We start from the raw sequence: 26,890 nt of genomic DNA, 5'->3' as shown, positions 1-26,890 counted from the left end.
CGGGCACCCGATTGCGGGCAAATGATTCGGTAAAGCAGGCTATCAGCCCAGCACCGGCAAATAGACATGGTGCAGCACAATACTCTTTAGCGCATGAATTTCTTTGAGTGCCTTATAAAAACCGGAGCGTTTCTGTGCATGCGTATGTATCACGATATCCACTTCACCGGCCGCGACAGCGGAGTGATCTTGATGCACTGACGCAATCGAAAGCGCGTTGTTGCCGAGAATCTGCGCGATCGCCGCGAGCACGCCGGGCTGGTCTTTGACTCTGAGGCGCAGGTAAAACGCCGACGTAGTGTCGGCGATATTGGCGATCGGCAGATAGGTTTCAATTTTGCGCACCGGCACCGGGCTCGCCGCGGCGAGCTGCAGTTGAATCAGGTCAGAATAGACAGAAAAAGCAGTCGGAAACTTACCCGCGCCTTTGCCCATGAAGAGATGTTCTGCCGAATATTCGCCGTGAAACAGCAGTGCATTATTCTCGTACTCGATGTCATAGAGCACGTTCTGCTCGCCGACGAGGGCCGGCGTCACATGCATATAATGCTGGCCCTGAATCAGATTATACTCCGCCACGAGGCGAATGCGGTTATGAAACCGCTCAGCCCAAACGACGTCTTGCGCTGAAATTTCAGTTATGCCGCGCACTGGAATATTCTTGGCTTCGACCCATTCGCCGGTGATCAGCGAAGTGAGCAATGCGAGTTTCTGCTGCGCATCGTAACCACCGACATCAAGCGTCGGGTCGGCCTCGGCGAGCCCCTGCTTCTGCGCAGCTTCGAGCACTTCGCCATAGCTCAGGTGGTCTTTGCGCATGCGCGTCAGAATGTAGTTCGTGGTGCCGTTCACGATGCCCATGAGGCGCGTGATGCGCTCGTGGCGAAAGATTGTTTCAATATTGCGCACAATTGGTATCGCGCCCGCAATGGCTGCCTCGAAGGCGATGGTGCGCCCGTGTTCGGATGCAAATTGAAACAGCGCGTAACCATGTTCTGCCAGAAGCGCCTTATTTGCGGTAACGACATTCTTGCCGTTTTCGATGGCCGAGCGGACCACATACAGGGCGTCGTCGATGCCACCCATCAGTTCGACAACCGTGTCGATACTCTTGTCTTTCAGAATCAAGTTCTTGTCATCCGAAGCCTTGATGCCGGCGAGAAGTTCTGCCTTTCGCGCATAGCTGCGGTCGACCACCGCGACAGCTTCTATCGCAGGCTGCCGCTCGCGCAGAATCTGCAAGAGACCCTGACCAACCGTACCTAGACCGAAGATTCCGACGCGCATGGTTCTAACGGCCGCGGCGGCCGGCGGGTTTTGCCGCTTCACCCGGTGGCAGCTTGCCGGTATGCTCTTCAACCAGATCGGCAATGCGCTTTCGCAGCAGCTCTTCGCTGAACTTCTTGTCGGGAAAATCACCCTCGAACATCTGCAGAATGTTCTTGCCGTTGGCTTCTTCGCGCGGCTGCGAATAAGGGTATGCGTATACCGAGACATAATCGCCGGCTGTCTTGAAGAAGATTTTCACGCGCGCGCCCTTGTTCAGGCTGTCAAAATTGCCAACGTCGATGCGGTCTTTGACCACATAGATGCCCTCGTAGTCTTTGCTAATGCGCTGCACTTCTTCTTTGCGCACAAGTTTGCTGCCGCATGCGGCGACGAACGCCAGAGCCAGCAAAATAAACATATTGTAGACAGGCCAGCGAAGCATTCGTTCGGATGCAGATCGTTTTCAATACGTAAACAGATTTTCAGCATTCGCAGCTAAAAACAGATGAGCCAGAACGACCGTGGCAAAATTGTGATTGCCCTCACGTGGTGCAGGCCGAGCCTGCTGTCAGGGTAATCAAATTCCCCAGGGGAGATATTATGCAGTCAAAAAATCTATTCATCGCTGCCGTGGCTTTATTCGGCACTCTGAGCCTCGCCGCTGATGCAGGCAAACTGACCTTTGTGTCGGGACAAGTCGAAATTCATGACGGTAAGAGCTGGCAAAAGGCCGCGCTCGGCGCTCTGGTCAAAGAAAACGAAAAAATCCGTACGGGCAAAAAAGGCACAGTCATTATTAGCCTCAAATCGGGCGCTGCGCTGAAGCTCAAATCGGATTCACAGATTATTCTGAGCGCTGTGGGCGCTTCGACCACTATAGACGTCGAAAGTGGTTCTATTTTCTCAAAAGTCGGCAAGCGTCAACCGGGACAGACTTTTCAAATTCGCGCGCAGACGATGGTTGCGGCGGTTCGCGGCACCGAATTCTACTTTGCTTTCGGCAAGAAGAAATCAGATAAAGCCGACCTGTGGCTCTGCGTGAACGAAGGTCAGGTAAACGTCGTCGACACCTCAACCAAAAGTGACGTCAACGTGAACGCCGGCGAAGGTATTGTTATACCCAGCTCTAAACCGATTCCGAAGCCCAAAGCGTATGCGTGGACGAAAAAGCTCAACTGGAACATGGATGCACAGAAAGGCGCCGTCGAAGACACAACCGACCTCAAGGGTGCCTACAAAGATCTGCTGAAGCACAACTACGACTGACTTTATTCGGCCGGGCTCTCAATTCACCACAGCCCGGCGCCGATAGAGAGTGAAGATGAACGTGCGGATTTCCCATATATTCGTTATTCTTACTCTGCTCGCAATCGGCTGCGCGAAACCGAAGCTCAGCGTTCAGCCGTGCGATCTTGATCTGGGCTACTCTTCAAACAAGATGCACCTCGCCAACGTGCAGTTTCTCGGCGAAGACCGGTCGCACGACTGGTTTGAACTCTACCAGAACCTTGAGGCGCGGCGTACCAACCGTGCGGCTGCCGGCTGTATACCGCAAAACGAGACTGCCACGATTGAGCAGACCATTGAACGGCGCGAGCACTCGCTGAAGCACCTGCGCTGAAGCAAAATTCATCGGTTCATTTGATTCGGGCGCGCGCGCGGCCGATGATATAAGGGATGCGCCCCTGGCGAGCCATACTCGTAACCACCACCTTATGTCTCTTTGCGGCACAGACTCTGCACGCGGTGCCCTATACGTGGCAATCGAAGAACGGCGAAGCCGGTTTTGAACTTGATGTTCCCGAAGCGTGGCGCCTGCGCGAGTCGGTCAAGCGCAACGGGGTCATCACGCAGTTTCGCCGGCGCGATGCCCGCATCGAAGTGCGCAGTTTCGTCGGCAAAGATAAATCCGAATTTTCTGCCATTGTGAATCAGAAAGCGGCAAGGCTGGCGAGTGAATTCACCTTTGTTCGCCTCGTCGACGAACGCAATTCAAAATACCGTGAAGACCTGCATCTGTCGGTGTGGGAGTTCAAATCGAAAGGCAAACTCTATCGTGATGAAACCGGCATCGTGCTCGCCGATGCGGGCCCGGTTGTCGTATCGTGCGTCGTGCCTGCCGAAAAATACGCCGAGCTGCGCACCCACTGCGATAATGCCTTTTATTCTCTTTCGACAGGCGGCAGTGCACCGGCAGCCAGCAGCCAAAGCAAGGCCGATGCGCTTGCCGATTGGGCCCGCATCTACTACGTGAACATGCCTGGCAATCTGCCCGTACTCGCACCTGAGGCAGTCATGGGTACACAGCCTGCAAAAGCTGAACCCGCAAAAATCAACTATGACGAGAATTACATTCTACCCGATGAAAACAATAAATAAGCGCCACCCCTTCTGCTTTCTGGCCGCGGCTGCGATGCTTGCCATCGCACCTGTCGATTCGCCGCTGGGTGCTGAAACGGCCCGATTGCAAGAAGCGATCACTGAAACCGTGGCCGATCTTGAAGCGCTTTGGGCCGAAGAAGCCTGCGAGACAGTCATTGTCAAAAAAAAGGGCCACCCGCTTGCCACGGTTGCCTGCAGCGGAAATTTTGACAGGGCACAGCGCGCAAAATTTCTCGATGTGCTTTTTAAACATGCATTCGTTTTGCAGACCGAATCGTACCGCCTGCGACCGCAGCATGGTATGTATCTCTACAAGACTCTGTTTGGCCGGCGCGTGGTCTATTTCAAGCTTTTTGTTCGTAACGCGAATGACCTGTGGCCACGCAACCCGGTTGTCGGTCACCAGGTCGCACTTTACATACAGAACCTGCGCTCGCTCTCTGACCTGGTAAAGTGGCGCACTCTCGGTGTGCCGCTGAGTTTTGGCGTAACGCTCGGGCGCAGCGACACCGCCGCGATTTCTGAAAAGCTGAAAGAGTACCGCGAAGAGGTCTACCTCGCCGTGCCGCTCGAAGACGAAAATATCGAAGTTGCCGACGGCAGTCTGCTGACGATCAGCGACGCCTTAACACCCGAAAAACTCGACGAATATCTCAAAGACATCGATGAAGAGGGCGTTCAGGGTATCAGCCCGCTCTACTGTTCGCGGTTCTGCAAGAACGTGCCGGCGCTGCGCGCTCTTTTCGCGGCGATGAAAGAAAAAAACGGCGAGCGCGAGCTCACACTCATCGACGCAGACGCGCATACCGAGTCATCATTCTATCAAACGGCGCGCATTATGAACTTTCGCACCTTCAGGGCATACGTAACCTCACCCGATAAGGGAAACTTTTGCCAGGCGCTCGACGCGTTTCTGGCCGAACAAAAAGGCAGCGCCTCTCGCATAATGGCGGTCGACGCAGCCGACGCCGAGGCGTTTGCCTGCGTGAAAAACATTACGCGCCGCGAAGCGCAGTCTGCGGATTTTGTGAAGATTTCGCAGATGTCGGTGACGAATCCTTTCCGCTGAGCAGAAACACCTCAAGCAGATAGTTGCCGTCAGCGAGCGGCCGCAGCTGAATCTCGTAGCCATCGGGCAACCGGTACTTCACCTGCCCCAACGGCCAAGTGCCGCCTGCGCCATTGCCATGGCGCACTGAAAAACCCGCCTCAGCTAGTTCTATATCCACAATGCCGCCGAAATCGACGAGTTCGCAGCCAAACGGATTATCGACGGCGGTCAGGTGCAGCCGCGCGCCGTGCCGAATCGTGAGCGATGCGCTCGTCTGCCTTGCCGGCGGCATATTTTCGCGCGCGAGTTTTCTGGCGCGCAGGCGACCAATCTGGTGCAGCAGAAGCCAAATCAAGGCGATGAGGGCGATGACCGCCGCGATGAGCAACAGAAACAAGCCCTGGTATTCAGACGGGTGAGAGAGGGCATAGAGCGTTTCGGCGAGCCAGCTGTGCTGCGTGAAACGCACCTCACTTTTAGCCACCTCGATTGAACCGGCCAGTAGCTGCAGCGTGCCCCGAAAATAGGCCGTACCCGAAGAGCGAATCGCGAGTTCATGGTGCGCGGTCAGTTCTTTCGGCTGCGGTAAGAGAAAGTTAGCCGCAGCCGGCCTGCACCGCGAAGCCTTGTCGCAGTCGATTCTGTCGCCCTGAAAAAAGAAATCAACCGGCTCACTTAGGCTCTGCGGCACGAGCTTCAGGTGCAGCGGCGCGGTAATGAGCCGATCGCTGCTGAGCGTCACGCGCAGCGGCTGCGCCTCGTTCCAGACTGAAAAGCGCCCGTCGTCTGCGCTGAGAGCGACATCGGTTCGCGCGATGCGCAGCTCGGCAAGCGTATGGCCACCCGGTGCGTCAATACAGACATGCTGGCCCAGGTATGCGAGTTGTTTTGTGTCGCGAAAATTCAGCTTCAATGAGGATACACCCCATTCCAGCGGGCTTTTGGTCTTTGCGCCATCTGCAGACATCGCCGAGGCGACACACACCGCCCGCTGCCATTTTCCCTTTTCGAGGCTGACCGGCCGCGCCTCGAGAAAATGCAGGTTCAGGTTGCCCGCATAGTCAACGCCGGTCAGCTGTGCGAACTTGCGCCAAAGTTCGCCGCGCGGGTAAAGCCCTCTCGGCATTGCGGCATATTCGGGCGCGTCGTTCTCGACCATAAACGAGATTTTGCCGAGCATGGTGAACCATTCGGGAGACTTAATCAATTTGCCGATGTCAGAATCGCCCGGCCAGCGGTCTGCGCCCAGATAGATACCACGGTCAGATTCACCCAGTTTCGAAGCAGCCTTCGCTGCGTTGCCAACCTGCAGAAAATCTGAGACATAGACGAGGTCAACTTCTTGCGCACTCGTCAGCGGAATAAACTTGTAGAGTACTTTTTCATGCACGCTGCCGCGCAACCGTTCGTCCAGAAACAGGTGCAGCTTTGCCTCAAGCCGGGCCGTCAGCGACACAGCGAGAAAGCAGATTAGAGCGAGACTTTGTTTCGTCACCTTTGCTGCTTTGAGCTTTCTGCGAAAATGCGCGTCGCGGCAACCACACACAAGATCGGGGTGAACACAGCGCCGACTATCGGCACAAAAAGAAATACATGCGAGAACATACCGACGCCAACCGAAATCGCCCGGTAACCTTTCGCCATTTCACCAAATTCACGCGGTTTACCGAGCATCTCAAAGACATAGTCGAAATATGAGCGGCCGACAAAATAGCTCGACGTAAAAAAGTTGAGTATCGGCTGCAAGGGCCCGGTAAAAAGCAGCAGAAGCGCGAATATCGACTGCACCACGAGAATTTTCACGTTATACACTATCGACGAGAAGATGAAACCGATGAGTTCAAGGTTGCTGATTTTGATGGTGGTAACACCCTCTTTCGCGAGAATTTTTTCGACCAGCGGAGACAAAAACGGAATCACAATAATTGAGAATAACGCCATAAAGACCCGCAGCAGAAAAGTGAAAAAGAAATAGATGATCACGAGTTTCATGACGAATTGTAATCCTGCTATGAGAAATTGCAAGAATTGCGGCCAGTCGCTCACGTCGAAGGCGAGTTTATCTGAGATGTAACCCAGCAGATAGACCCAGACGAAAAAAGCCATCGCAACCACAATGGCGAGTGTGAGCAACAGGGGAATTACAGCGAAACCCCAGAGTTTGTTGTCAGACATGTAGCCGAAACTACTGAGCGGAGCGCTGAAGCCCCGTGCAATGCGTGCAAACATGCACTCAGGAAAAGTAATCGGTCGCCTCGACGTAAAGTCAAATTCGACGCGACCCTAAGGGATTGACGATGCGTTTTTCATCGCAGCAGTGCCATATGCTTAAACGTCTCAAATTTCTCGTCTATCTTCTGCCGCTCGTACTGGCCGCCTGCACATATAAAGAAGGTATGCTCAAGAGCACCATCGTTTCGTGGGCGCAGGTTTCGCCCTACGGTATTACCATGGCGCTCGCGTTCTATTCGGCCTTCTTGCTGATCGAACGCGAGTTTCCGCGTGTGGGGCTCAAGGTGCAGCTCGGCGACTATATTCTGCTCGCAGGTGTCGTCGGCGGCATCGTCGGCGCAAAAATTGCATATGTAATTGAAATCCGCAATACACCCGAGTTCATGCAGGGCACGCTCATGTCGCACCTGTTTTCGGGCGCAGGCCTTACCTGGTACGGTGGTTTTATTCTCGCGAGCAGTCTCATCATCTACATTCTGCGCCGAAACAAGGTAAATATTCTGTTCGGTATCGATCTGCTGGCACCGATGCTGGCGCTCGGTTACGTTTTCGGCCGGGCCGGCTGCATCTTTTCGGGCGACGGCTGCTACGGTGGGCTTTGCACAATGAACTGGCCAGCTCCGTTTTGCATGAGTTTCCCGAATGGTGCTGCAAGCTGGTCTGAATGGCTCATGAAACACAGCGACGGCAACCCACTCGCAACCGCGATCAACACCCCGTTTTTTGAGAGCGCATTTTCGTTTCTCTGCTTTGTGTTTCTCTGGTCCGTGCGCAAAAAGGACTGGCCTCTCGGCGCGAAATTCTTTCTCTATCTCTTTTTGCACGCGCTGTTTCGCTTCTCGATCGAGTTTATACGCCTGAACCCGCGCGACGTCTTTGGCGTTTCGCAGGCACAGTTTATTTCAATCATTCTGATGCTACTGTCGATGGGTTATGTCGTTTTCGCCTTTGTAAAGAAACCCGCGATGCTTAAGAACGGCTGACGTATGCCAGAAGATTTCGCCCGCAACGATAGCGCCGAAATTCTTCTGGTCTACCGCACAGGCGGCATTTTGGCGATCGACCAGCGCAACATTGCGCTGCTCGCACGCGTCGTGGCGAAGGCAACGCGCCCCATCAGCGCCGAAATTTTCTATCACCTGCCCGCGCGGCTCAGCGACTGGACCCAGCCCGCGAACGGCGTGAGGTATACACGCCTTAAAAACGCGGGCGAATGGCCACTCGCAGAACGCATTGCGCGCCAGGCAAATACGACGGTCATCGTTTTTGATGCCAGCCTGCTCATCGCCGCGCAAGATGTCTGGCATCTGGTCGGCTATGCGCAGCAGCACGCTCAGGTGCTGTTGATGCCGAGGCGCGTGGCGCGCAACCCGCATGAGCCCTTGTCTGGCTTTGCGATGCGCGAAGCACGCCTGCACCTGCAGCGCACCGTCTGGAATCGTGTTACCGACGCTTCGGCGATGGCTGTTTTATCGCCGCGAGAATCGGCGCGCAGCGTGCGTGCCCAAATTACCTACGCTGAGATTTTAAAGCAGGGCGCCGAGGCGGATCTGTTTGCGTTCTATGGCAATAGCCGTGCGGTTTCTGCGCGCCAATCGGTGCGCTGGCTGGCCACCACGTCGAGGACTATTGCTGCATATCGTCACTGGAAGGCGCATGGGGCGTTTGCGTCGGCTTATTCGCAGAAAACCCCGGTCTTTCATGTGGCGCAAATTGCCGTCTACGCGGCGACACTGCTCTGCCTGGCTGCCCCGGCGGCGGGAGCGATCGTTTTTGCCTTTGCCGTGGCGATTACTCCTACCTACTTTCTGACGAACCTAAACCTGCTGAATCCGCTGCAAACGGCTCGCCGCCTCGCGGCGCGGTTCTGTCTTTATTTCGTCGGTTAACCCTAGAGCGGCGGCGCTTAACGCACCGCTTCGGCGATTGCAAGCGCCGCTGCGAACCGGGCTTCGGGCCCGAGTGCCATTAGCTGATCACGCACGGCAGTCGAAGATTCATCGCAAGAAAAATCTGTAATCTGCTCATAGCGCAGATTCGGTAGATTGCTGATAGCAGAGCCCTGCCGCGAAAAAATGACGAAGCGATAGGCCAACGCAATGTCTGTGTACCGGTGCCAGCGCGGCAGCTTTTCAGCCTGGTCGCCACCAATGACGAGCACAGGCTTTTCATCGCAATATTTGCCGAGGGCCTCGAGCGTGTTGATTGTATAATGCGGTGGGGGCAAACGGCGTTCGAGCACCGAAAGTGTAACCAGGCCCGAAACGATCGCGTCGGCAAACATGACCCGCAGCAGATGAAAGCGCTGCCGGTAGGTGAAAGCTTTTTCTGCGCCGCGCAGGGGTGCCATGGGTGCCGGCATCACGATTACTTTCGCTTTCGGCGATGCTGCGAGCAGGTGCGACACGATCGCACGGTGACCCGCATGCGGTGGGTCAAAGGTGCCGCCAAAAAAATAGGTCATCTCGCCTTTCAGGCGCGCACTTCACCAGAACCGAGCGCCACGTAGCGCGTCGTCGTGAGATCTTTGAGGCCCATGGGCCCGCGCACATGCAGTTTGCCGGTGGCGATACCAACTTCGGCGCCGAGACCGAACTCGCCGCCATCGTGAAAACGGGTCGAACAGTTTACAAATACAGCGGCAGAATCGAGCGAATCGATGAACCGCTGCGACAGTGTATAATCATTCGTGATGATGGCCTCAGAATGTTTCGAGCCATATTGCAGAATGTGCTGCACTGCTTCGTCGAGATCGTGCACGGGCCTTATCGAAATCGCAAGGCTCAGGTATTCATGGCCAAACCCCAGGTCGTTCACAAAAGGTTCTGCGCTCGCACCGTTCGCCGCTGCCCAGGCGATACCAGCCGGGTTGCTGTGCAGTTTCACACCCTTTGCCGTGAGAGCTTTTAGTAATTCTGCTGCATGCGGCCAGCCGCTGTTAATGAGCAGACACTCCGCCGCGTTGCACACGCCGGGCCGTTGTGTTTTCGCATTCAACACAATGTCGATCGCCATCTGCAATGGCGCGTCTTTTTCGATATAAATATTGCACACGCCTTTATCATGCTTCACAACGGGTATGAGGCTATTTTCCGTGACGAACTGAATCAGTGCTTCGCCGCCGCGCGGCACCACGAGGTCTATCTGTCGCACGCAGCGCACGAGGTCGACAATCAGCGCCCTTTCGGTTTTTTCGATCAGCTGCACTGACTCAGCGGGCAGGTCATGCGCTTTGAGTGCCTCATGAAACAGGTTCACGAGCGCGCGGTTGCTGTGTATCGCCTCTTTGCCACCACGCAGAATCACTGCGTTGCCCGATTTCAGGCAGAGCGCACCGACATCGGTTGTAACATTGGGGCGCGATTCATAGATCATCGCGACAACACCCAACGGGGCGCGCACTTTGGTAAGTCTGACGCCGCTCGTGAGCGTGCGCCCTTCAATGACTTCACCTACCGGGTCGGGCAGAGCAGCAATTTCGCCGAGAGCCTTGCTCATCGACTGCAACACCTTATCAGAAAGCGTCAGCCGGTCTACCAGGCTTGCATCGAGGTTTGCCTCGCGGGCATACGCAATGTCACGGGCATTTTCGGCCTGAAGTTCAGAGCGCTTTTCGAGCAGCAGGCCGGCGAGGGTCTTCAAGACCGCATTTTTTTGCGATGTTCTGGCGACGCGCAGATCTTGCGAAACTTCAAGGGCATTATCGGCTATTTTGTGTATGTATTCGTTCATAGTCAGATCGGAATTCAGACGGAGTTTAGCGGCACTGCGTCATGAGAACCTGCTTTGCAGGCTTGAATTCAGTTTGCTGAGGTAAATCAAAAATCGAGACTGGCGAATGTCTGAATCTAAATCTACCCTCAGGGAAAAAATCGTCAAGGCCGGCACCTGGGCGTTTCTGGTATTTATTCTTATAATCATCGTCTTTATGTTCGGTATGCCCGACGTACTGGGCACGAAATCAAAAATCGACGCATACAACGCAGCCAAGGTGGGCAGTGATTATCTTACCAAAGGTGAAGTTTCTGAATACCAGAAACGCCTCGAAGAGCGTATGTCTCAGAATATGAAAGGCCTCGACGAGAAAAGCCGCAAAATGTTCGAAGACATGACTCGTGGCCGCGCGCTCGACGAAGCGATTGACCGCAAGGTCTTCACGCAGCTGCTCTCGCGCGCCGGTTACGTACCCGCAAGTTCGACCGAAGCGCGTGTGCTCGCCAATTTTTACAAGAAACAGTTTTCAGAATACATTGTGAACGGCAAACTCGACACCCAGCGCCTGAACGAATTTCTCTCTCAGCGGCGCATGAGCCTCGACCAGATTGGCAGAAACATGCTGCAAGAATATGGCCCTGCGAAAGCCTATGAGATGCTGCAGGGGGCGTCGTACGCCTCTGATTTTGCCACGCTCGACGAACTTCAGTTTGCAGCGACACAAAATTCATACCGCATCATCGCGATCGACGGGGCGGCACGCGACAAAATTCTGCGCGGTAAATTCAACCCGAGCGAAGCAGATATTCAGAACAAATTTAAAGTCGAATTTTTAAGCAAAGACCCCAAAGCCGTGCTCGATAATTCGAAACGAGAAACGATCAAAGCTTCGCTCTTCAGCGAGAAGCGCCAGGCGCTCGAAAAAGAATTCACACAGAGCCTCACAAACGCCTCTAAAGCAGGCATCGGTCAGGTGGCGGCTCTCGCAGCAGCGAAGGTCATCGCAATTGACGATGCCGGCCTCAGCACCGACCTCGACGGCAAAAAAGGCAAAGATAACGCAAACGTTGCACTTTCGCCGCTGCAACAATCGGATATTTTTATGCGCCAGCGGCTTTCGGCCCCGGTAGGTCAGGTCGTAGGCCCGGTGGATGCAGGCGGTTCTGTGTACTTCTTTGCCGTGGTGAGCCGTAAGTCTGTCGCGCTGCCGCCGGCCGCCGACTATGCAAAACTACAGACCAAAGCCAGCGATGAGGTGGCGAAAATCAAGACGCTGCCAAAAGATGTGTCATTCGAGAAAACGGCGGAAAATTCGGGTAAAACCAACTATGCGCAGCTCTTAACGGCTGCGCTCGAAATTCACCGCAGCAATATTCGCATCATACGCTACAACCAGACCGAAAAGGCAGAGTAGTCGCAGGTTGACTGATTCAGTCAGCTTCTAAATCAACTTTCACGGCGCTCATTGGCCTCGATGATGATGAGCGCCAGATCATCACTCTCTTGCCCTGAAGAGGTATAACCTTCGATGCGCTGGCGCAAGAATGCCAGTTGTTCTGCCGCGGGTTTTTCAAGCGACGACTCGACCCAATCGAAGAATTTTTTCTGACCGAGAATTTTTCCTGACTTGTTGAATACATCGAATGCCCCGTCTGAATAGAGAATCAGCCTCACCTTGCCAGCAGGCAGAGTGAGAACGGACTCGTGGTAGGTATTGGCGATGACTCCAAGAAGACGCTGGCTCTCTTCGAGTTTAATAAGGCCTTTCTCGGTATAGAGCAAAGCCGGATGCTGACCGGCGTTAATGTAGCGTAACGCCAATGAATCCTCATGAAACACCATCTGCAAGGCAAAAAGCGTGATGAATTCATTACCGCGGTAATTCTCAGCCAGGTAGGCATTCAGACCGCCGAGTGCATCTTTCAGGCTGGCTTTGCGGTCTGCCAGAGCACCCCTGAGGTAGGCACGCGCAAAGGCGACCAGATAGCCGCTCGATATGCCGTGGCCGCTGACATCACCCAGCAATACCACGAATGTCTGCGGGTCGATCTGCAGCAGATCGACGTAATCGCCTGTCACACTCTCGTACGCCCTGCTGTAAGACCAGAATTCAAAATGTTCAAATTTGCGGTGGCCCGGTATAACGCGCTTCTGAATGCGCGCGCTGTAAGCGAGCTCACGTTCGCGGCGGCGCAGCTTCACATTCTCGATCAGAAAAAGGTAATTTTGAATCAAAACCTCTGCCTCACGGATTACCTGGCGCATGAAGCGCACATCTTCACGGTAGTATGGCATATTTTCGCGCCGCTCTGAGATCATGATGCCGGCCTTGAATTTATTCATGCCGATAACCATGAATGCGCCCCTGCCCTGCAAGAAGTCACGCACCGGCCCGACAAAAGTCTGCGTCAGAACCGCGTAGCGGCTGCGGGGTACCCAGGTTCGGGCCTGAACCCAAAACGGGTCGTCGTCGGGCAAATAGACAATTTTGTCGCTGTCGCTGTCCCAGTTCGTGAATAGATCGCGGCTCATGACGACCTTTACCCAGTAACTGCCAAGCCCCTCGGTGAGGGAACCGGCAAGCCTTTCGATAAACTGCACGGCACGGCCGGGGTTTGCAATCTGCTGCGAACTCTGCAGCAAGAAATTATCGAGCACTTTACGCCGCGAGCTGCTGTATTGGTCGAGCGAGGTTAAGAGCGCAGTGCGCAGCGGATCGATCAGCAACAAAAACAAGCCCAGAAGCCAGATATGCCCGGCGCGGGTCATTTCGCTCTGGTAGATCTCTCCCAGGCTGAAGCCGATGGTGAACCAATAAAGAAAGCCAAAAAAAGCGAAATACATGAAGCGCACTGCCGCAAGGCTGATCGGTACATGAAAGCTGACCAGACCCCACCGCAGGCTGAGCGTCAGAAAAATGATCGGAAAAAGAGCGGGCAAAAAGAAGAGCGCGTTGTAGTTCACATCAACGCGTACCGGAAAATAATACAGCATGAAGAAGAATGCGGGCGGCATTGCGACTGCAAAAACCAGTGAAATATTGAATATGCGCTCGGCCCAGAGTTTTTTTCCCAGGCTCTGCTTTTCTTTATCCATTTCGGCCCGAATAAAGAGCGCGGCGCAATAAACGAAGGTTGCAGAAAACACCACACCCAGAAGTTTTATGAAGAATATTTCGGCCTCGGCAGAATTCACCGGATAGAAGATAGACATCGCCAGAGAGAATAGCAGAACCGCAGCATAGAGCACCCCTTGCGTCGCGAGCGAATAGACGCTGCGGTACATATAAAGAAAGGGCCCGATAATCAGTATGTTGAATGTCAGAAAAAAACTACCGGTGACGCGCAGGGTGAAGTAGTCTACAAAGAGCAGAAGGTATGTGCAGACAAACAGCGAAAACAAAATGTAAGCGCGCTCGAGGCGGCGCACGCGTGAAAAGATGTACAAGAAAATTCCCGTAAACCAGAAGAAGAACGCGCCGGCATAGATCGGCAAGAGCGCCTGCACGTATCGCAGCGTACCCGGCGGGCGCATGACCATCGGCTCATTGTAGGGGCGCAGGTACATCGCGTCAGACGGCAGATCGAAAGCCAGCGGTATCAACGCCAATGAATGCTCGGTTGTGAGAATTCGCGGCTGGCGCGTTTCTATGAGTTTTTTAACGGCCCCGACCTGCAGCACAAAAGCCACCAGCAGTGAGGCGAATGCAGCCCCCCAGAAAATGCGGCTCACGCGCGGCCCCCTGAAATCATGAGCAGCGGGTATTCACGCATACTCAGAATTACCTCTTTACCGGGGTAAAGATCGAACGCGCCCGAAGGCTCAAAGCCCCTGATGCCGAGCAGCCCGTTTTCTTTGATCCATGTCCAGCCGCTTTGGTCGCGGTAAGCCAGGTGACTGCCAAAAGTTATCAGCCGCAGCCGATTCTCGGCAGAATGAAACCCCACGAGAAAGCCCTCGAGCACGATCGCGCCGTTTTCATTTTCAACCAGGCTGCGGTTCATTGCAGAGGCAAGCCCTTCGACGTTGGTCTGGTTGCGGCAGAGTGAATAAAAATACCCCTGAGCTGAAAAAAGCTGCAGCGCATTACTGCGCGTTGAGGCGACATTCAGCCGCAGCAGCATTGCAAAATAAATGGCAGCACCGCCCTGCTCACCCGAACCCTGCGTGCAGCCAAAGATTGCGGCGAAGTGTTTCTTATCCCAGGCGGTGTCGAGCTTCTGTATGGCGAATGTACCTGCCTGGTAGTGTGAAACTCCGCTCAGGTGCCGTTCGATTCGCTCGGCGAGTTTAAACTCTTTCTTCAAAAACTCGCTGCGCGGTACTGTACGCTCAAGCTGTTCGTTCTCAAGCGCGAGCCCAATGCGGTGGGCCGCGTGGTCGATCAGCGGCAGGCGCGCCCGGTCGAGAATATCGTTAAAACCGATAAGACCGATGAGGCGGTCGCGAAACATTACCGGGGTGATGAACTTCACCTTGCGCGATTGCATATAATTTTTTAGCGGAGTCGAAAGGCTGCTGATCGCACGGCTCGTTTTGTCGGCGGCGATTTCGTCCCGAAACGCATCGGTGAGCTCGTCGCGCAGGCGCATCTTACGGGGTTTTTTACCCAGCGCGAAATAATAGATGAAATCTTCGTTATCAAAAACGAGCAGCCGCAACCTGCCGATACGCCAGGCACGAATGAGCCAGCTGAGAAAGTCGAGCACATCGCCGAGACGGGTGATGCGCGACACGCGGTTATCGAATGAGACGAAACTTGCCTGCGTTGAATAGCGTGCCCCAAGCCCCATGCGCGAGATAATAAAATCTTTAACGGGTTGGGCCACGAAGATATGCACGAACAGAAACGCGACGACGACGACCGGCAACTCGTCACGAAACTGCGAGATGGCAAATATCGCCGCCATGAGCGAAATGATATTCACCCCCAACGAAAGGCTAATTGCCCACCAGGGTAGAGACCGTACACGCTGCCAGAACATGAAAATCTTGTTGCTGGTTAAGGCTCAGGCCAGCGCGCGAGGCGCTGCTCGGCAAGCGCCCACTTCGCCCTTTGGGGTTCACTCAGAATTTCGAGGCCCTTATGGTAGCGTGTGCGGTGGTCTTGCAGCCACGCGCGCTTTGCAGTTTCAAATTCACGCACATCTTTTGCCAAGAGGCGCAGGTCGCCTTTAATTTCGTTGAGCGCCAGTTTAGCCTTTATGGATTCTTGCATCAGCCGCAGCCGGTCTTTCTTCACAGTGCAGATTTCTGTGCACTCGCGCGCCGCATTCTGCAGCGCGAGCCCCTGCGCGGCAGTCAGGCCGAGGCTCTGGCGATTGGCGGCAACGAGGCCGAGATCGGCGTAGACTTCTTCTCTGGTTTCGCGCACAAAGTAGTACGATTGAAAAATGCCGCAGCGCAGCGGCTGGTCGGTAGAAAAATCGAAATCCTCCCTCTTATCGAAACGGCATGCCGAAAGCGCGAGAGACAGCAGTACAACATAGGGGGCGGTGTATATTCTCGCCGGGAGCATTACATACACCTTTGCCCGCCGTTGCGGCGTATGTAAACAATAAAGTCAAAATCCGCACGCTAAATCTGAAAATCTGCGGCCTTAAACACTTGCCGCAGCGTCTGAAAGGCGCAATTCGGGTGCATGAAATACAAGAGCATGACCGAAGCAATCGGCAACACCCCCCATTTGCGCATCAATAAACTTTTTTCTGCCGACGCAGAAGTCTGGGTGAAGCTTGAGCGGCAAAACCCCGGCGCCAGCATCAAAGACCGCATCGCGCTGGCGATGATCGAAGACGCCGAACGGCGCGGTATCTTAAAGCCGGGCAGCGTCATTATCGAACCGACTTCGGGAAACACGGGCATTGGTCTCGCTCTCGTTGCAGCGGCGAAAGGTTACAAGCTCACGCTCGTGATGCCTGAGAGCATGTCGGTTGAGCGTCGCGCGATTATGGCTGCTTATGGCGCAAGTTTTGAACTCACGCCCCGCGAAAAGGGAATGAAAGGCGCAATCGAAAAGGCAACGGAGCTCGTGGCTTCGACACCCAACTCATGGATGCCGCAGCAGTTCGAAAACGAAGCAAACATCGAGGTTCACCGCAAGACTACAGCGCAAGAAATTCTTCGCGATTTTCCCGAAGGTGTCGATGTGATGATCACCGGCGTGGGCACGGGTGGTCACCTCACAGGTGTGACAGAAATTTTGCGCCAAAAATGGCCCAACCTGCAGGTTTATGCTGTTGAACCTGCTGCCTCGCCTGTGATTTCAGGCGGTCAACCCGGCCCCCACCCGATTCAGGGCATCGGCGCGGGCTTTATTCCCAAGAACCTCAAGAAAGATCTTCTGACCGGTGTGATTCAGGTGACCAAAGAAGAAGCATTTGAATATGCCAAACGCGCAGCGAAAGAAGAAGCGCTCTTTATCGGTATTTCGAGCGGCGCGTCGCTTGCCGCAGTCGCCAAGAAAATTCCCGAACTGAAAAAAGGTTCGCGCATTCTCACTTTCAACTACGACACAGGTGAAAGATACCTGTCAATCGAAGGCCTGTTTCAGTTACCATCGTAATTCGCCATGCTTCGACGAGCTCAGCATGACAATTGTCACCCTGCGACGCAGTCTCTGCCTGCAGAGCCTGTCGAAGGGTGAAGCCATCCTATTTTTTAGACTTTTCTAGAAACGTCTTCATGCGCGTTTGCGCGTCTTCGGTTGACCGCAGCTTGGCGAGTTCGTGTATCAGCTGATCGCGGCTCATGGGTTCAAAATTTTCGTATGCGTGCATCAGCCGCTTGGCGCTGCGCTGCGCCTGTTGGCCGGCTGACATAAGGCTCTGGCACAGCCGGTCGACAGTCTCATTCGCATTGCTTTCGCTCACAATTTCTGCAATCAGACCACTGCGCAGCGCCACCTGCGCGTCGAATACTTCGGCAGAAAGAAAATACCTTTTGGCAAACGCATTCGTCGTCTTGCGCAGAATATAAGGTGAAATCACAGCGGGTATTATGCCCATCTTCACCTCTGAAAAACAGAACCTCGCATTATCTGACGCGATGGCGATGTCGCAGGCAGCGAGAATGCCAAGCCCGCCGCCAAAAATGTTACCCTGCGCGTAGGTTACCGTCGGCACCGGCAGTTCGTAGATGAATTCAAACATGGCCGAGAGCTTCTTCGCATCGTCGCGGTTCTGCTCTTCTGAATAGCCTGCCTGCGCGCGCATGTAGTTGATGTCAGCCCCCGCGCAGAAAGACTTGCCGTTGCCGGTGATGAGCACCAGCCGCGCCTCTGCTGGTATCGATTGCAGCGCCTCGCCGAGCGATGCAATCATCGCGGCGTCAAACGCATTGTGTTTTTCGGGTCGGTTCAGCGTCACATGCCAGATTTGGCCTTCAAGTTTCTTTTCAATCATAATGAGGATCTATCCCTTACATGCGGTAGACGGGCTGTACAAAACTCTTGAGAGGCCTCATCGAAGCTGCTTCGAGCGCCAGGCGCAATACTTGCCGCGTTTCTGCCGGGGTAATGACGCCGTCATCCCACAGGCGGGCCGATGAATAGTAGGCACCAGACTGCGCCTCAAATTGCGCCGAAATCTTCTTTCTGATCTCGGCAAGCTCTGCTTCAAGCTTCGCCTTGTCTGTTTCTTTGCCGCTCTTTTTGGCCTCGGCAATCGCGGATTGCTCCCTTACGATTGCGAGCACACCGGCAGCTTCGTTACCCCCCATGACCGAAATGCGGGCATTCGGCCACATGAATAGCATGTCGGGTGAATAGGCGCGGCCGCACATGCCATAATTGCCAGCCCCGTAAGAACCGCCGATGATCACGGTAAACTTTGGCACGTTCGCATTCGAAACGGCGCTCACCATCTTCGCGCCGTCTTTCGCGATGCCGCCCTCTTCGTATTTTTTGCCTACCATGAAGCCCGTGATATTCTGCAGGAACACCAGCGGTATTTGCCGCTGGCAGCATAACTCGATAAAATGCGTGCCCTTGAGCGCCGACTCTGAGAACAGCACGCCATTATTGGCCAGAATGCCGACGCGAAAGCCGCCGATAGAGGCGAAGGCACAGACCAGCGTCTTGCCATATTCGGCTTTGAACTCCAAAAATTCGCTGCCGTCGACAAGTCGGGCAATAATTTCTCTCACGTCGAACGGCTTGCGGCTTTCGGCGGGTATTATGCCCTGCATTTCGGCGGGCGAATACACAGGTTCGGCAAATTCGGTGGAGCGTGTTCTGGCAAGCTGGTTGGTCTCTGGGCGTGGCAACGTGCTGATAATGCTGCGGGCTTTTTGCAGAGCGTCGAAGTCATCGATCGCATAGTGGTCTGCAACGCCCGATCGGCCGGTGTGCAATCTCGCGCCGCCCAGGTCTTCGGCAGTCACCTCTTCGCCGGTGGCCATTTTGACGAGCGGCGGCCCTGCAAGAAAAATCGTACCGTGCTTTTCGACAATAATCGTTTCATCGCACATCGCTGGTACGTACGCGCCGCCCGCAGTGCAAGAACCCATGACAATCGCAATCTGCGCAATGCCTGCCGCTGACATGCGCGCCTGGTTGTAGAAGATGCGGCCGAAATGATCACGATCGGGAAAAACCTCGTCTTGTTTAGGCAAAAACGCCCCGCCACTATCGACCATGTAGACACAGGGTAACCGGTTGAGTTCGGCGATTTCTTGCAGGCGCAGGTGTTTTTTCACCGTAATCGGATAATAAGTGCCACCCTTGACAGTTGCGTCGTTCGCCAGAATTGCAACGAGCCGGCCGTGAACATAGCCGAGGCCCGCGACGGCGCCTGCACCGGGAATGTCCTCACCGGGGTAGAGATCAAGACCTGCAAATGCGCCCAACTCTAGAAAAGGCGAACCTTCGTCGATCAGCCCCTTGATTCTGTCCCGGGCAAAAAGTTTGCCGCGCTCGGTATGGCGCTTCAGCGCAGCAGAGCGGCGCTGGGGTGAAGTCTGCTCAAGCTTCTGCGCATGCAGATTCAGGTGCGCTGCATACGCCTCGGCATTCGCCTTAAAGTCTGCGCTGTTGGCAGAAATGCGGCTCTCGAAGGCGGGCAGATTCATTTCGTCGATGATTGGCATCAGGTCAGTCTCTCCAATTGAAATTCGCGCGGCTTCGACACAATCAGGGGCACTCTTTCTATCTCAACTATCGATGTATCGAGCCCGAAGGCCTTTTCTTCTGTTGGACACAGCAGTTTAAGCATTTTATAGAAAGTCGTCACAACACGTTCGTACACGTTGAGCTGGTTATCATGGCTTAGCACGCGGTCGAAGATAATAAATCTGAAATCACCAAGAATATTCTTTTGGTTAAGCGATGCGTAGCGGCTCGTGATATCGACTATACCCTCTTCGACCAGCGCAGAGACGGCTTTGCGAAAGAACTGGTTGATGCGCGGCTCGACTCGAAAGCCGAGTTTGAATTCAATACGAATGACGTCGTTCGGCACGAGCACGTCGACCTTGTATGCCATCGTATAGGGTTCATCGGTCACGTCGACGTGCACGAACCAATAGACATCGGCACGTTTGGGCTGTTTAAAAAACAGCGAGTAGATGACCTTCCATTCGATTTCTGTCGGATTATTCGCCGAAGTGAGATAAACAAGATTCGTCGCGTATTTCGGCACCGAGGTATCGTAGCTGAGTTCGTGCAGAATATCAAAGTAATCAGATAAGGGCACAAACTCGACCAGGCGGTTTCTGATCTTGCGTGCGGCGTACCAAGACCACATGATGAAAAAGATTGCCGAGCCGATGACCAGAGTTACCCAACCCCCATGTGAAAACTTTTCGAGATTCGCGATCAGAAATGCGATCTCCACGCTGATAAATCCGAAAAAGGCGGTCATGGGCACCAGAAACGTTTTTGCGCGCACGGCCAGAAAAACAGTCAGCAGAATGGTTGTCATCATCATGTCGAACGTGATGGCCATGCCGTAAGCGGCTTCCATGTTTGCGGCGCGGCCAAACCAGAGCGTTACGGCAATACAACCAAACCAGAGCAGCCGGTTGGCGCTCGGCACATAGATCTGGCCTTTCAGATTCGAAGGATATTTGATACGAACTTTTGGCCATAGGTTCAGCCGAATCGCCTCGGCGATCAGTGTAAATGCGCCGCTGATGATCGCCTGCGAAGCTATCACGGTTGCAATCGTGGCGACGAGAATACCCACAGGCAGAAACCATGACGGCATCAGTGAATAAAAAGGAGTTAGGCCTCCCTGTGTTCGGCCGTTGATATCGAGTGACTGCCCCGAGATCGAGAGCAAGAAAGCCGCCTGCCCGGCATAATTCAGCAGCAGTGCAAGCTTGACAAATGCCCAGCTCGACCGTATATTTTTTAATCCGCAATGCCCGAGGTCTGTATAGAGCGCCTCGGCACCGGTTGTACAGAGAAACACCGCACCGAGAATCCAATAACCTTGCGGATATTCAGCAAGCAGGTGGTAGGCATACCATGGGTTCGCGGCTTTCAGAACCCAGGGGTTGTGGACCAATTGTCCGAGACCCAACACGGCGATCATACCAAACCACACAAGCATGATCGGCCCGAACCATCGGCCCACAATGTTGGTACCAAATTGCTGAAAGACGAATAATGCGGTGAGTATAACGACGACGATCTTGACCGTCGGTATGCCGGGTACGAGCGCTTCGAGGCCTTCGACAGCCGACGAAACAGAAATGGGCGGCGTGATCATGCCGTCGGCGAGCAGCGCGCATCCACCCACAACGGCGGGCACAATCAGCCAGCGGCTGCGCCGGCGCACGAGTGTAAAAAGGGAGAAGATGCCACCCTCGCCGTGGTTATCGGCACGCAGCGTCACCGTCACGTATTTGAGCGTGGTGACAAGCGTGAGAGTCCAGAATATGCACGATAACCCGCCCAGAATCAGCTCTTCGCTGAGCACCCGGGTGCCCGCTATCGCAGAAAACACATAGAGCGGTGATGTTCCAATGTCGCCGTAGATAATGCCGAGCGCGACAATCAGGCCCCCGAAAGAGATACGATGGTGTGAACCAGAATTTTGCATCAGCTTGTGAGTTGCGTTTTTCAGTTCATGCGCCGGCGATCAGTTCGCTGTGAATAACATTTACCCGGTTACAAGTCTAATTCATGACGCCGGGGGTTTATCAGAAGAAAGCTGAATATCGAGGCTGAATTCGCGGGGTTTTGAGACAATGAGCGGCACACGCTCAACCTCGACGATGGATGTGTCGAGCCCGAAGGCACGTTCCTCACCGGGGCACATGGCTTTCCACAGGCGGTGCAGTGACGTGACGATTTTTTCGTAAAAATTCAGCTCGTTGTCGTGCGTCAGCACCCGGTCGAGCACAACGAAGCGAAAGTCGCCGATGATATTTTTCTCGTGCAGCGAAGAGTAGCGGCTGGTGATGTCGACTATACCCTTTTGCACGAGTTCGGTCACCACCTTTCTGAAGTACTGGTTAATGCGCGGCTCGACGCGAAAGCCGAGCTTGAAGTCGACGCGAATGACATCGTTCGGTACCAGCACGTCGACGGTGCACGACCGTGTGTACGGTTCGTCGGTGACGTCGACGTGAACAAACCAATAGATATCCGCACGCTTGGGCTGTTTGTAGAGCAGCGAATAGATAACTTTCCATTCAATTTCATATTTGTTGTTCGCCGAAGTCATGTACACGAGGTTTGTCGCATGCTTACCTATCGAAGAGTCGTGGCTCAGGTCATGCAGCGTGTCGTAATATTCTTCGAGACGAACAAATTCGACGTAACGATTGCGAATCTTGCGCGCCGAATACCATGACCAGATTACGACGAAAAATATCAGGCCCATGACGAGTGTCACCCAGCCCCCGTGAGAAAATTTACCGAGATTCGCGATGAGAAATGAAACTTCGATACTGGAAAATCCCGCCAGAGTAAGCGCGGCAATCGGCCACCGAACCCCTCGCGAAAGCAGAAAGACTGTGAGCAACAGGGTCGTCATCATCATGTCGAGAGTGATCGCCAGCCCGTATGCGGCTTCCATGTACGCAGCCTTGCCGAAAAACAGGGTCACGCTGATGCACCCGGCCCAGAGCAGACGGTTGGCGCTTGGCACATAGATCTGCCCCTTGAGTATCGAAGGATACTTAATTCGTACCTTGGGCCAAAGATTGAGGCGAATCGCTTCAGCGATCAGCGTAAACGCACCGCTGATAATCGCCTGAGACGCAATGATTGCCGCGATCGTCGCGATACCGATGCCGATCGGCAAAAACCAGTGCGGCATCATCGAATAGAACGGCGTGAGACCGAGCCAGGTTTTGCCGTCCGCGGTCAGTGTTTGCCCGGCGAGGTCGAGCAACAGAGAGCCCTGGCCGAAATAGTTCAAGAGCAACGCGATTTTCACAAACGCCCAGCTCACGCGAATATTTTGCCGACCACAATGCCCAAGGTCGGTGTAAAGCGCTTCGGCGCCGGTGGTGCAGAGAAAAACGGCACCCAGAATAAAAAAACCCTGAGGATAGTTCACGAGCAGGTGCCATGCATGGTAAGGGTTCATCGCCACCAGTACATGCGGGTTGCGCGACAAATGCCATAGACCCAATACCGCGAGCATGCCAAACCACACTAGCATGATCGGCCCGAAAAAACGCCCGACAACATTGGTGCCGAACTGCTGCACGAAAAAGAGCAGCGTGAGAATCACCAGAACAATTTTGACGGTCGGTATACCCGGTATTAGGTAATCAAGACCTTCGATCGCCGACGACACCGAAATCGGCGGTGTAATCATGCCATCGGCGAGCAGCGCGCAACCGCCAATCACCGCCGGTATCAGCAGCCACCTGCCACGGCGGCGCACGAGAGTGAAGAGCGAGAAGATGCCGCCCTCACCTTTGTTGTCGGCGCGCAGTGTGACGATGACGTATTTGATCGTCGTGAGCAGGGTCAGAGTCCAGAATACGCATGAAAGAGAGCCGAGTACGAGTTCTTCAGATACTTTGCGGCCACTGAATATCGCCGAAAGAACATAGAGTGGCGATGTGCCGATGTCGCCATAAATGATGCCAAGCGAGACCAAAAGCCCCGCGGCAGTGACCTTGTGGTGTTTAATGCCTGATTCCACCCGTTACCTGCTCGAGCTGATCAAAAGTAATTTCGCTGATGTACTTACGGTCAAGCTGCCACCGGCCCGCCACGCGCTGAAAAACAAACGTCTCGGGAAAACCTGTCACACGCCAGCTCTTCAGCTGCGCCGCCTCTGCAATATATTGAGGATATCCCAGGTTAAACTTTCGGCTAAACGCATTCAGCTCTGACACAATTTCGTTCAGCGTCACTGCGCCCTGTGCAGGTTCTTTGTCTTGTGCCACAGCGCGCAGCGACGAACCCACGGCGACGAAGCGAAGATTTCTGGCGGCCGCGTATTTCTGCGCGAACGCTTTGAGCGCCGGCACTTCTTTCTCGCACGGCGGACAATCGGGGGCGTAGAAATTGAATACCACGGTCTGCACTTCAGGTGCCACAGACGCGAGACTAAATGAGCCATCGCCGGCGAGGGCTTTAAAAGCCTGCTGTTCATCGACAAAAGTTTCTTTGGCTTTGCAGGCCGAGAGCAGCGAGCATAATACGAGCGCTGCAAAGAAAGATCGCATCAGGTAACCTTCGCCTTGCGGATTACCCGCGCGAACAAACCGGGAAAAAACCGATGGAGCAACACGGCGAAGCGTTCTTTGGGGCCGGCAATGTAAATCTCATTCTTGCCTCTGACGATACCCGCGAGCGCCCGCTGCGCGCACTCTTCAGCACTGATGCCCACAGATTGCCCCGTATCCATGGTGCCCTGCTTCTTGCCCGAGCCGGTGCGCGCATTCAGCGACACATTCGTTTTGACAAAACCAGGGTAGACAATGCTCACCTGAATATTCTCTTTGAAGTTTTCTGCGCGCAATGCCTCATAAAAGCCACTCAAAGCGAATTTGCTCGCCGAATACCCAGAACGATACGGTGTGCCAAACTTGCCGGCAACGCTTGAAATGGTGGCGATTGAGCCCGACCTGCGGCTACGCATCGACGGCAACACGGCAAGAGTGAGCGAGATATTACCGAAGTAGTTCACCGCCATGATTTCTTCATAGACCTGAATCTGGGTCTCGGCGGCAAGCGATCGTTGGCTAATGCCGCCATTATTGATGAGAAAATCGATTTTGGAGAACTTTTTTAATACTGTTTTAACTTCAGCGTCGAATTTTTTGTACCGGCTCAGGTCGAGCGGCAGAATCAGCGAATTGGCTGGTGTGAGGCCTGAATCCTTCACAACCTGCACAAGCGCCGCTTTGTCGCGTGCTGAAAGTACAACATTGGCGCCGTGCCTGGCCGCCTCGGCGACGAGGGCTTTGCCGATTCCTGAACTTGCTCCCGTGATCCAGACTGTTTTTTGAGCAAGCTGCATTTGCGCTTATGCTTCCCGGTTTTCGGTCAGGCGCCGTTTTTTGTTGCGCACCACAATGTAGCCCACCAGAAGAATGAGCCCAGGGTAGATATACAAAAACAAGTGAAAAATGACCGTGTCTTTCGCGCCGGTGAGTTTCACTTTTTCGTCGTCATATTTGCCGGCAACAATGCCCGTCAGCTTTTCGTCTTCGGCGAGCCAGGCGATCGTGCGCAGGGCTAACTCTTTGTTCTGCTGCATGTCGATGTAGCGGTTCACCATAAAATCAGAATCTGTCAGAAAAATAAGCCGCCCCGAATTATTTTTCGCCTTCGCCGCCAGACCGATCTTAAAAGAAGCGAGCGGTTCTTTCTTGTCGTCGCGCATACCGTTTCTGATCGTATCAACCCAGCTCGTGAAATGGCTGAGCACAAAATAATTGATGTCATAGTCGGCATTCGTTTCGCTGCCGGTTTCAAAATACCCTGCACCGGGAAAAACCGTCAGTTTGCGTTCTTCAGGCCGCTTGACAAAAGGCGCTGTGATCGCGTGCTCAGAATAGTTCGCCGACTGCAGCGTGGTCTTACCGGGGGGCAGAGCATAGTCGCTGTGCAGGCGCTCTTTCGCAAGTTTCACCTTCAAAGGGCCGAGCAAGAAGCTGAAGTCTGCCGCCGATTCAGGGTCGACTGCAACCAGAATCTTGCCACCGGCATCAAAATATTTCTTGAGCTGCGTTTTCTCTGCCAGCGTGAAATCACGGCGCGGCCCGATAATCAGAACAGCGTCGGCCTCAGGCATCTTGCCGGGAAACCCTTCTTGAGGAGTCAGCTGTTTCACGTGGTGGCGCAGCGCGCGCAGATTTTCATCGAGTATCGCGATGGTATCGTCGGCAAAAGGACCTGAAACCGATTTTTCTTCATGGCCCTGGCTGTAATAGATGTTCTTGCGCTTGCCGCTGATCTGTAGAATATTGCTGACGAGCTCACGCTCAAAACGCTTGATCGCGTCTTCGTCGAGAATCTCAAAGCGCGTCGAGCGCGGCCCCTTGCCCGCTTCGGTTTCGGCGGCTTCGAGAAGAATGGTGCCAATGCGATCGACCTTCTTCTCATCAGCCAGATTTTTTTCCCGCAGCGGATCGATAAACGTATAAGAAATTTTTGCATTCGCTGCCGCAGCGTCGCGCAGCATCAGCTCGACATCTCGGTACATCTCGCTAAAAAATGGATAGAACGCGGTAACCTTAATCTCGCCGTCGATGCCGCGCAAGAGCTCGCGGCTGTCGGCTGAAAGCGAAAAGCGGCGCATCAGCGTCATGTCGACCGAAGCCGGCCGAATGTGCGCCCAGTAATTGAGCGCGACCAGCAACACCAGAAGACCGCCGCCCGTGACGAGTGCCTGCGTCGCGCCCCGGGCTTCGGTCTTCACTGCCATTGAAAGCAACAGGGTTACGATCGCGGTGGCAAAGCCTGTAAAATAAAGAATCTGCAATATCTGCCTGAGTCTCTCATAAAAAGTCTGAACCGATTCGCCCGCGACCTTCTGCCAAACTGCATCTGCCTGCGCGGTATAGAAGAACACGGCTGCGAGCATGAGCCAGTAGGCAAGCTGCAGAAGTCTGAAATGACCGTTTTTCTTATCTGCGCCTTTAAACGTCGTGTAGAGCAGCACCCCACAACCGACATAGAGCAGCGCCGCGAGAAAAAGCAGCATCAGGTATGCGAATGATTTGCCGCTGAACCCCGAGGCGACGTAGAAGAGCAACAGAACGGCGAGCAGCGCTGCGTTCAGTTGCTGCTTACCCAAATTGATGAGCTTTTCCACTGTCATG

The 26,890-nt window shown here is 54.2% G+C and carries 24 protein-coding genes; 8 read left to right on the top strand and 16 right to left on the bottom strand.

Annotated features, from left to right (window positions below; genetic code table 11):
• Positions 1 to 42: 42 nt before the first annotated feature.
• Complete coding sequence (locus TURPA_RS13590; RefSeq protein ID WP_014803880.1) at positions 43 to 1,287, bottom strand: homoserine dehydrogenase; 1,245 nt, start codon at positions 1,285 to 1,287, stop codon at positions 43 to 45.
• 4 nt (positions 1,288 to 1,291) lie between these two features.
• Entirely contained in the window at positions 1,292 to 1,711 is a 420-nt protein-coding gene (locus TURPA_RS13585) for a type II secretion system-associated lipoprotein (protein WP_014803879.1), read from the bottom strand.
• A 158-nt stretch (positions 1,712 to 1,869) separates the two neighbouring features.
• On the opposite strand from TURPA_RS13585, the gene TURPA_RS13580 reads away from it, so the two are divergent.
• The 4 genes from TURPA_RS13580 (at position 1,870) to TURPA_RS13565 (ending at position 4,720) form a co-directional block, all read left to right on the top strand.
• On the top strand, positions 1,870 to 2,535 hold the full coding sequence (locus tag TURPA_RS13580) for a FecR family protein (protein ID WP_014803878.1): 666 nt from the start codon (positions 1,870 to 1,872) through the stop codon (positions 2,533 to 2,535).
• Positions 2,536 to 2,596: 61 nt separating this feature from the next.
• Positions 2,597 to 2,890 (top strand): hypothetical protein, encoded by a 294-nt coding sequence (locus TURPA_RS13575; RefSeq protein WP_157210502.1) that lies wholly within the window; start codon positions 2,597 to 2,599, stop codon positions 2,888 to 2,890.
• A gap of 56 nt (positions 2,891 to 2,946) precedes the next feature.
• Positions 2,947 to 3,648 (top strand): hypothetical protein, encoded by a 702-nt coding sequence (locus TURPA_RS13570; RefSeq protein WP_014803876.1) that lies wholly within the window; start codon positions 2,947 to 2,949, stop codon positions 3,646 to 3,648.
• Positions 3,632 to 4,720 carry a divergent polysaccharide deacetylase family protein gene (locus tag TURPA_RS13565; RefSeq protein ID WP_041948523.1) on the top strand — a complete coding sequence of 363 codons (1,089 nt, stop codon included), beginning with the start codon at positions 3,632 to 3,634 and terminating at the stop codon, positions 4,718 to 4,720. Before TURPA_RS13570 ends, TURPA_RS13565 begins: the two co-directional genes overlap by 17 nt.
• Here the strand turns inward: TURPA_RS13565 and TURPA_RS13560 are convergent.
• Together TURPA_RS13560 and TURPA_RS13555 are read right to left on the bottom strand one after the other, a co-directional pair.
• Positions 4,647 to 6,197 (bottom strand): hypothetical protein, encoded by a 1,551-nt coding sequence (locus TURPA_RS13560; protein WP_014803874.1) that lies wholly within the window; start codon positions 6,195 to 6,197, stop codon positions 4,647 to 4,649. The two genes, TURPA_RS13565 and TURPA_RS13560, sit on opposite strands and share 74 nt — an antisense overlap.
• Positions 6,194 to 6,931: an EI24 domain-containing protein gene (locus TURPA_RS13555; protein WP_014803873.1), complete on the bottom strand. Its 738-nt coding sequence runs from the start codon at positions 6,929 to 6,931 to the stop codon at positions 6,194 to 6,196. Before TURPA_RS13555 ends, TURPA_RS13560 begins: the two co-directional genes overlap by 4 nt.
• 95 nt (positions 6,932 to 7,026) lie before the next feature.
• On the opposite strand from TURPA_RS13555, the gene TURPA_RS13550 reads away from it, so the two are divergent.
• Positions 7,027 to 7,917, top strand: a complete 891-nt coding sequence (locus tag TURPA_RS13550; protein WP_014803872.1) for a prolipoprotein diacylglyceryl transferase — start codon at positions 7,027 to 7,029, stop codon at positions 7,915 to 7,917.
• A gap of 3 nt (positions 7,918 to 7,920) precedes the next feature.
• A complete protein-coding gene (locus tag TURPA_RS13545; protein WP_014803871.1) occupies positions 7,921 to 8,823 on the top strand; it encodes a hypothetical protein in 903 nt (300 codons plus the stop codon).
• Between the two features lie 17 nt (positions 8,824 to 8,840).
• Here TURPA_RS13545 and TURPA_RS21995 read toward each other — a convergent pair whose 3' ends face one another.
• The gene (locus TURPA_RS21995) at positions 8,841 to 9,398 is read right to left on the bottom strand and encodes a nicotinate-nicotinamide nucleotide adenylyltransferase (RefSeq protein ID WP_014803870.1); all 558 of its coding nucleotides are present in this window, start codon (positions 9,396 to 9,398) and stop codon (positions 8,841 to 8,843) included.
• An 8-nt stretch (positions 9,399 to 9,406) separates the two neighbouring features.
• Complete coding sequence (locus tag TURPA_RS13535; RefSeq protein ID WP_014803869.1) at positions 9,407 to 10,666, bottom strand: glutamate-5-semialdehyde dehydrogenase; 1,260 nt, start codon at positions 10,664 to 10,666, stop codon at positions 9,407 to 9,409.
• 106 nt (positions 10,667 to 10,772) lie between these two features.
• Between TURPA_RS13535 and TURPA_RS13530 the strand changes: the two genes are divergently transcribed.
• A complete protein-coding gene (locus TURPA_RS13530) occupies positions 10,773 to 12,062 on the top strand; it encodes a SurA N-terminal domain-containing protein (RefSeq protein ID WP_014803868.1) in 1,290 nt (429 codons plus the stop codon).
• Positions 12,063 to 12,094: 32 nt separating this feature from the next.
• On the opposite strand, the gene TURPA_RS13525 is transcribed toward TURPA_RS13530, so the two are convergent.
• Genes TURPA_RS13525 through TURPA_RS13515 form a run of 3 tightly spaced genes read right to left on the bottom strand, consistent with a single transcriptional unit; the run spans position 12,095 to position 16,166 of the window.
• Complete coding sequence (locus TURPA_RS13525) at positions 12,095 to 14,380, bottom strand: PP2C family protein-serine/threonine phosphatase (RefSeq protein WP_014803867.1); 2,286 nt, start codon at positions 14,378 to 14,380, stop codon at positions 12,095 to 12,097.
• Positions 14,377 to 15,633: a hypothetical protein gene (locus TURPA_RS13520; RefSeq protein WP_014803866.1), complete on the bottom strand. Its 1,257-nt coding sequence runs from the start codon at positions 15,631 to 15,633 to the stop codon at positions 14,377 to 14,379. The genes TURPA_RS13525 and TURPA_RS13520 overlap by 4 nt, the downstream gene beginning before the upstream one ends.
• Before the next feature lie 17 nt (positions 15,634 to 15,650).
• A complete protein-coding gene (locus tag TURPA_RS13515; RefSeq protein ID WP_014803865.1) occupies positions 15,651 to 16,166 on the bottom strand; it encodes a hypothetical protein in 516 nt (171 codons plus the stop codon).
• Between the two features lie 123 nt (positions 16,167 to 16,289).
• Between TURPA_RS13515 and cysK the strand changes: the two genes are divergently transcribed.
• Positions 16,290 to 17,213, top strand: a complete 924-nt coding sequence (cysK, locus tag TURPA_RS13510) for a cysteine synthase A (protein WP_014803864.1) — start codon at positions 16,290 to 16,292, stop codon at positions 17,211 to 17,213.
• An 88-nt stretch (positions 17,214 to 17,301) separates the two neighbouring features.
• Here cysK and TURPA_RS13505 read toward each other — a convergent pair whose 3' ends face one another.
• The 7 genes from TURPA_RS13505 to TURPA_RS13475 form a co-directional block, all read right to left on the bottom strand.
• Positions 17,302 to 18,051: an enoyl-CoA hydratase-related protein gene (locus tag TURPA_RS13505; protein WP_014803863.1), complete on the bottom strand. Its 750-nt coding sequence runs from the start codon at positions 18,049 to 18,051 to the stop codon at positions 17,302 to 17,304.
• 16 nt (positions 18,052 to 18,067) lie between these two features.
• The gene (locus tag TURPA_RS13500; RefSeq protein ID WP_041949362.1) at positions 18,068 to 19,711 is read right to left on the bottom strand and encodes a carboxyl transferase domain-containing protein; all 1,644 of its coding nucleotides are present in this window, start codon (positions 19,709 to 19,711) and stop codon (positions 18,068 to 18,070) included.
• A 23-nt stretch (positions 19,712 to 19,734) separates the two neighbouring features.
• Positions 19,735 to 21,693, bottom strand: coding sequence for a KUP/HAK/KT family potassium transporter (locus tag TURPA_RS13495; RefSeq protein ID WP_014803861.1), 1,959 nt, complete (start codon positions 21,691 to 21,693; stop codon positions 19,735 to 19,737).
• Between the two features lie 81 nt (positions 21,694 to 21,774).
• Positions 21,775 to 23,757: a KUP/HAK/KT family potassium transporter gene (locus tag TURPA_RS13490; protein WP_014803860.1), complete on the bottom strand. Its 1,983-nt coding sequence runs from the start codon at positions 23,755 to 23,757 to the stop codon at positions 21,775 to 21,777.
• Positions 23,741 to 24,286 carry a TlpA family protein disulfide reductase gene (locus tag TURPA_RS13485; RefSeq protein ID WP_014803859.1) on the bottom strand — a complete coding sequence of 182 codons (546 nt, stop codon included), beginning with the start codon at positions 24,284 to 24,286 and terminating at the stop codon, positions 23,741 to 23,743. Before TURPA_RS13485 ends, TURPA_RS13490 begins: the two co-directional genes overlap by 17 nt.
• The gene (locus tag TURPA_RS13480; RefSeq protein WP_014803858.1) at positions 24,286 to 25,083 is read right to left on the bottom strand and encodes an SDR family oxidoreductase; all 798 of its coding nucleotides are present in this window, start codon (positions 25,081 to 25,083) and stop codon (positions 24,286 to 24,288) included. Before TURPA_RS13480 ends, TURPA_RS13485 begins: the two co-directional genes overlap by 1 nt.
• A gap of 6 nt (positions 25,084 to 25,089) precedes the next feature.
• Positions 25,090 to 26,889, bottom strand: a complete 1,800-nt coding sequence (locus TURPA_RS13475) for a DUF4350 domain-containing protein (RefSeq protein WP_014803857.1) — start codon at positions 26,887 to 26,889, stop codon at positions 25,090 to 25,092.
• Position 26,890: the final 1 nt, after the last annotated feature.

Source organism: Turneriella parva DSM 21527 (assembly GCF_000266885.1).
GTDB lineage: Bacteria > Spirochaetota > Leptospiria > Turneriellales > Turneriellaceae > Turneriella > Turneriella parva.
Note: the sequence above shows the minus strand (reverse complement) of the source record. Positions and strands in the feature narration are given on the sequence as shown.

Excerpts from the sequence above, each read along its gene's own strand:
- TURPA_RS13480 (WP_014803858.1), bottom strand. The coding sequence starts at position 25,083 with ATGCAGCTTGCTCAAAAAACAGTCTGGATCACGGGAGCAAGTTCAGGA.
- TURPA_RS13555 (WP_014803873.1), bottom strand. The coding sequence starts at position 6,931 with ATGTTTGCACGCATTGCACGGGGCTTCAGCGCTCCGCTCAGTAGTTTC.
- TURPA_RS13530 (WP_014803868.1), top strand. The coding sequence starts at position 10,773 with ATGTCTGAATCTAAATCTACCCTCAGGGAAAAAATCGTCAAGGCCGGC.
- TURPA_RS13550 (WP_014803872.1), top strand. The coding sequence starts at position 7,027 with ATGCTTAAACGTCTCAAATTTCTCGTCTATCTTCTGCCGCTCGTACTG.
- TURPA_RS13515 (WP_014803865.1), bottom strand. The coding sequence starts at position 16,166 with ATGCTCCCGGCGAGAATATACACCGCCCCCTATGTTGTACTGCTGTCT.
- TURPA_RS13580 (WP_014803878.1), top strand. The coding sequence starts at position 1,870 with ATGCAGTCAAAAAATCTATTCATCGCTGCCGTGGCTTTATTCGGCACT.
- TURPA_RS13585 (WP_014803879.1), bottom strand. The coding sequence starts at position 1,711 with ATGCTTCGCTGGCCTGTCTACAATATGTTTATTTTGCTGGCTCTGGCG.
- TURPA_RS13475 (WP_014803857.1), bottom strand. The coding sequence starts at position 26,889 with ATGACAGTGGAAAAGCTCATCAATTTGGGTAAGCAGCAACTGAACGCA.
- TURPA_RS13565 (WP_041948523.1), top strand. The coding sequence starts at position 3,632 with ATGAAAACAATAAATAAGCGCCACCCCTTCTGCTTTCTGGCCGCGGCT.
- TURPA_RS13485 (WP_014803859.1), bottom strand. The coding sequence starts at position 24,286 with ATGCGATCTTTCTTTGCAGCGCTCGTATTATGCTCGCTGCTCTCGGCC.
- TURPA_RS13545 (WP_014803871.1), top strand. The coding sequence starts at position 7,921 with ATGCCAGAAGATTTCGCCCGCAACGATAGCGCCGAAATTCTTCTGGTC.
- TURPA_RS13505 (WP_014803863.1), bottom strand. The coding sequence starts at position 18,051 with ATGATTGAAAAGAAACTTGAAGGCCAAATCTGGCATGTGACGCTGAAC.
- TURPA_RS13495 (WP_014803861.1), bottom strand. The coding sequence starts at position 21,693 with ATGCAAAATTCTGGTTCACACCATCGTATCTCTTTCGGGGGCCTGATT.
- TURPA_RS13570 (WP_014803876.1), top strand. The coding sequence starts at position 2,947 with ATGCGCCCCTGGCGAGCCATACTCGTAACCACCACCTTATGTCTCTTT.
- TURPA_RS13520 (WP_014803866.1), bottom strand. The coding sequence starts at position 15,633 with ATGTTCTGGCAGCGTGTACGGTCTCTACCCTGGTGGGCAATTAGCCTT.
- TURPA_RS21995 (WP_014803870.1), bottom strand. The coding sequence starts at position 9,398 with ATGACCTATTTTTTTGGCGGCACCTTTGACCCACCGCATGCGGGTCAC.
- cysK (WP_014803864.1), top strand. The coding sequence starts at position 16,290 with ATGAAATACAAGAGCATGACCGAAGCAATCGGCAACACCCCCCATTTG.
- TURPA_RS13590 (WP_014803880.1), bottom strand. The coding sequence starts at position 1,287 with ATGCGCGTCGGAATCTTCGGTCTAGGTACGGTTGGTCAGGGTCTCTTG.
- TURPA_RS13535 (WP_014803869.1), bottom strand. The coding sequence starts at position 10,666 with ATGAACGAATACATACACAAAATAGCCGATAATGCCCTTGAAGTTTCG.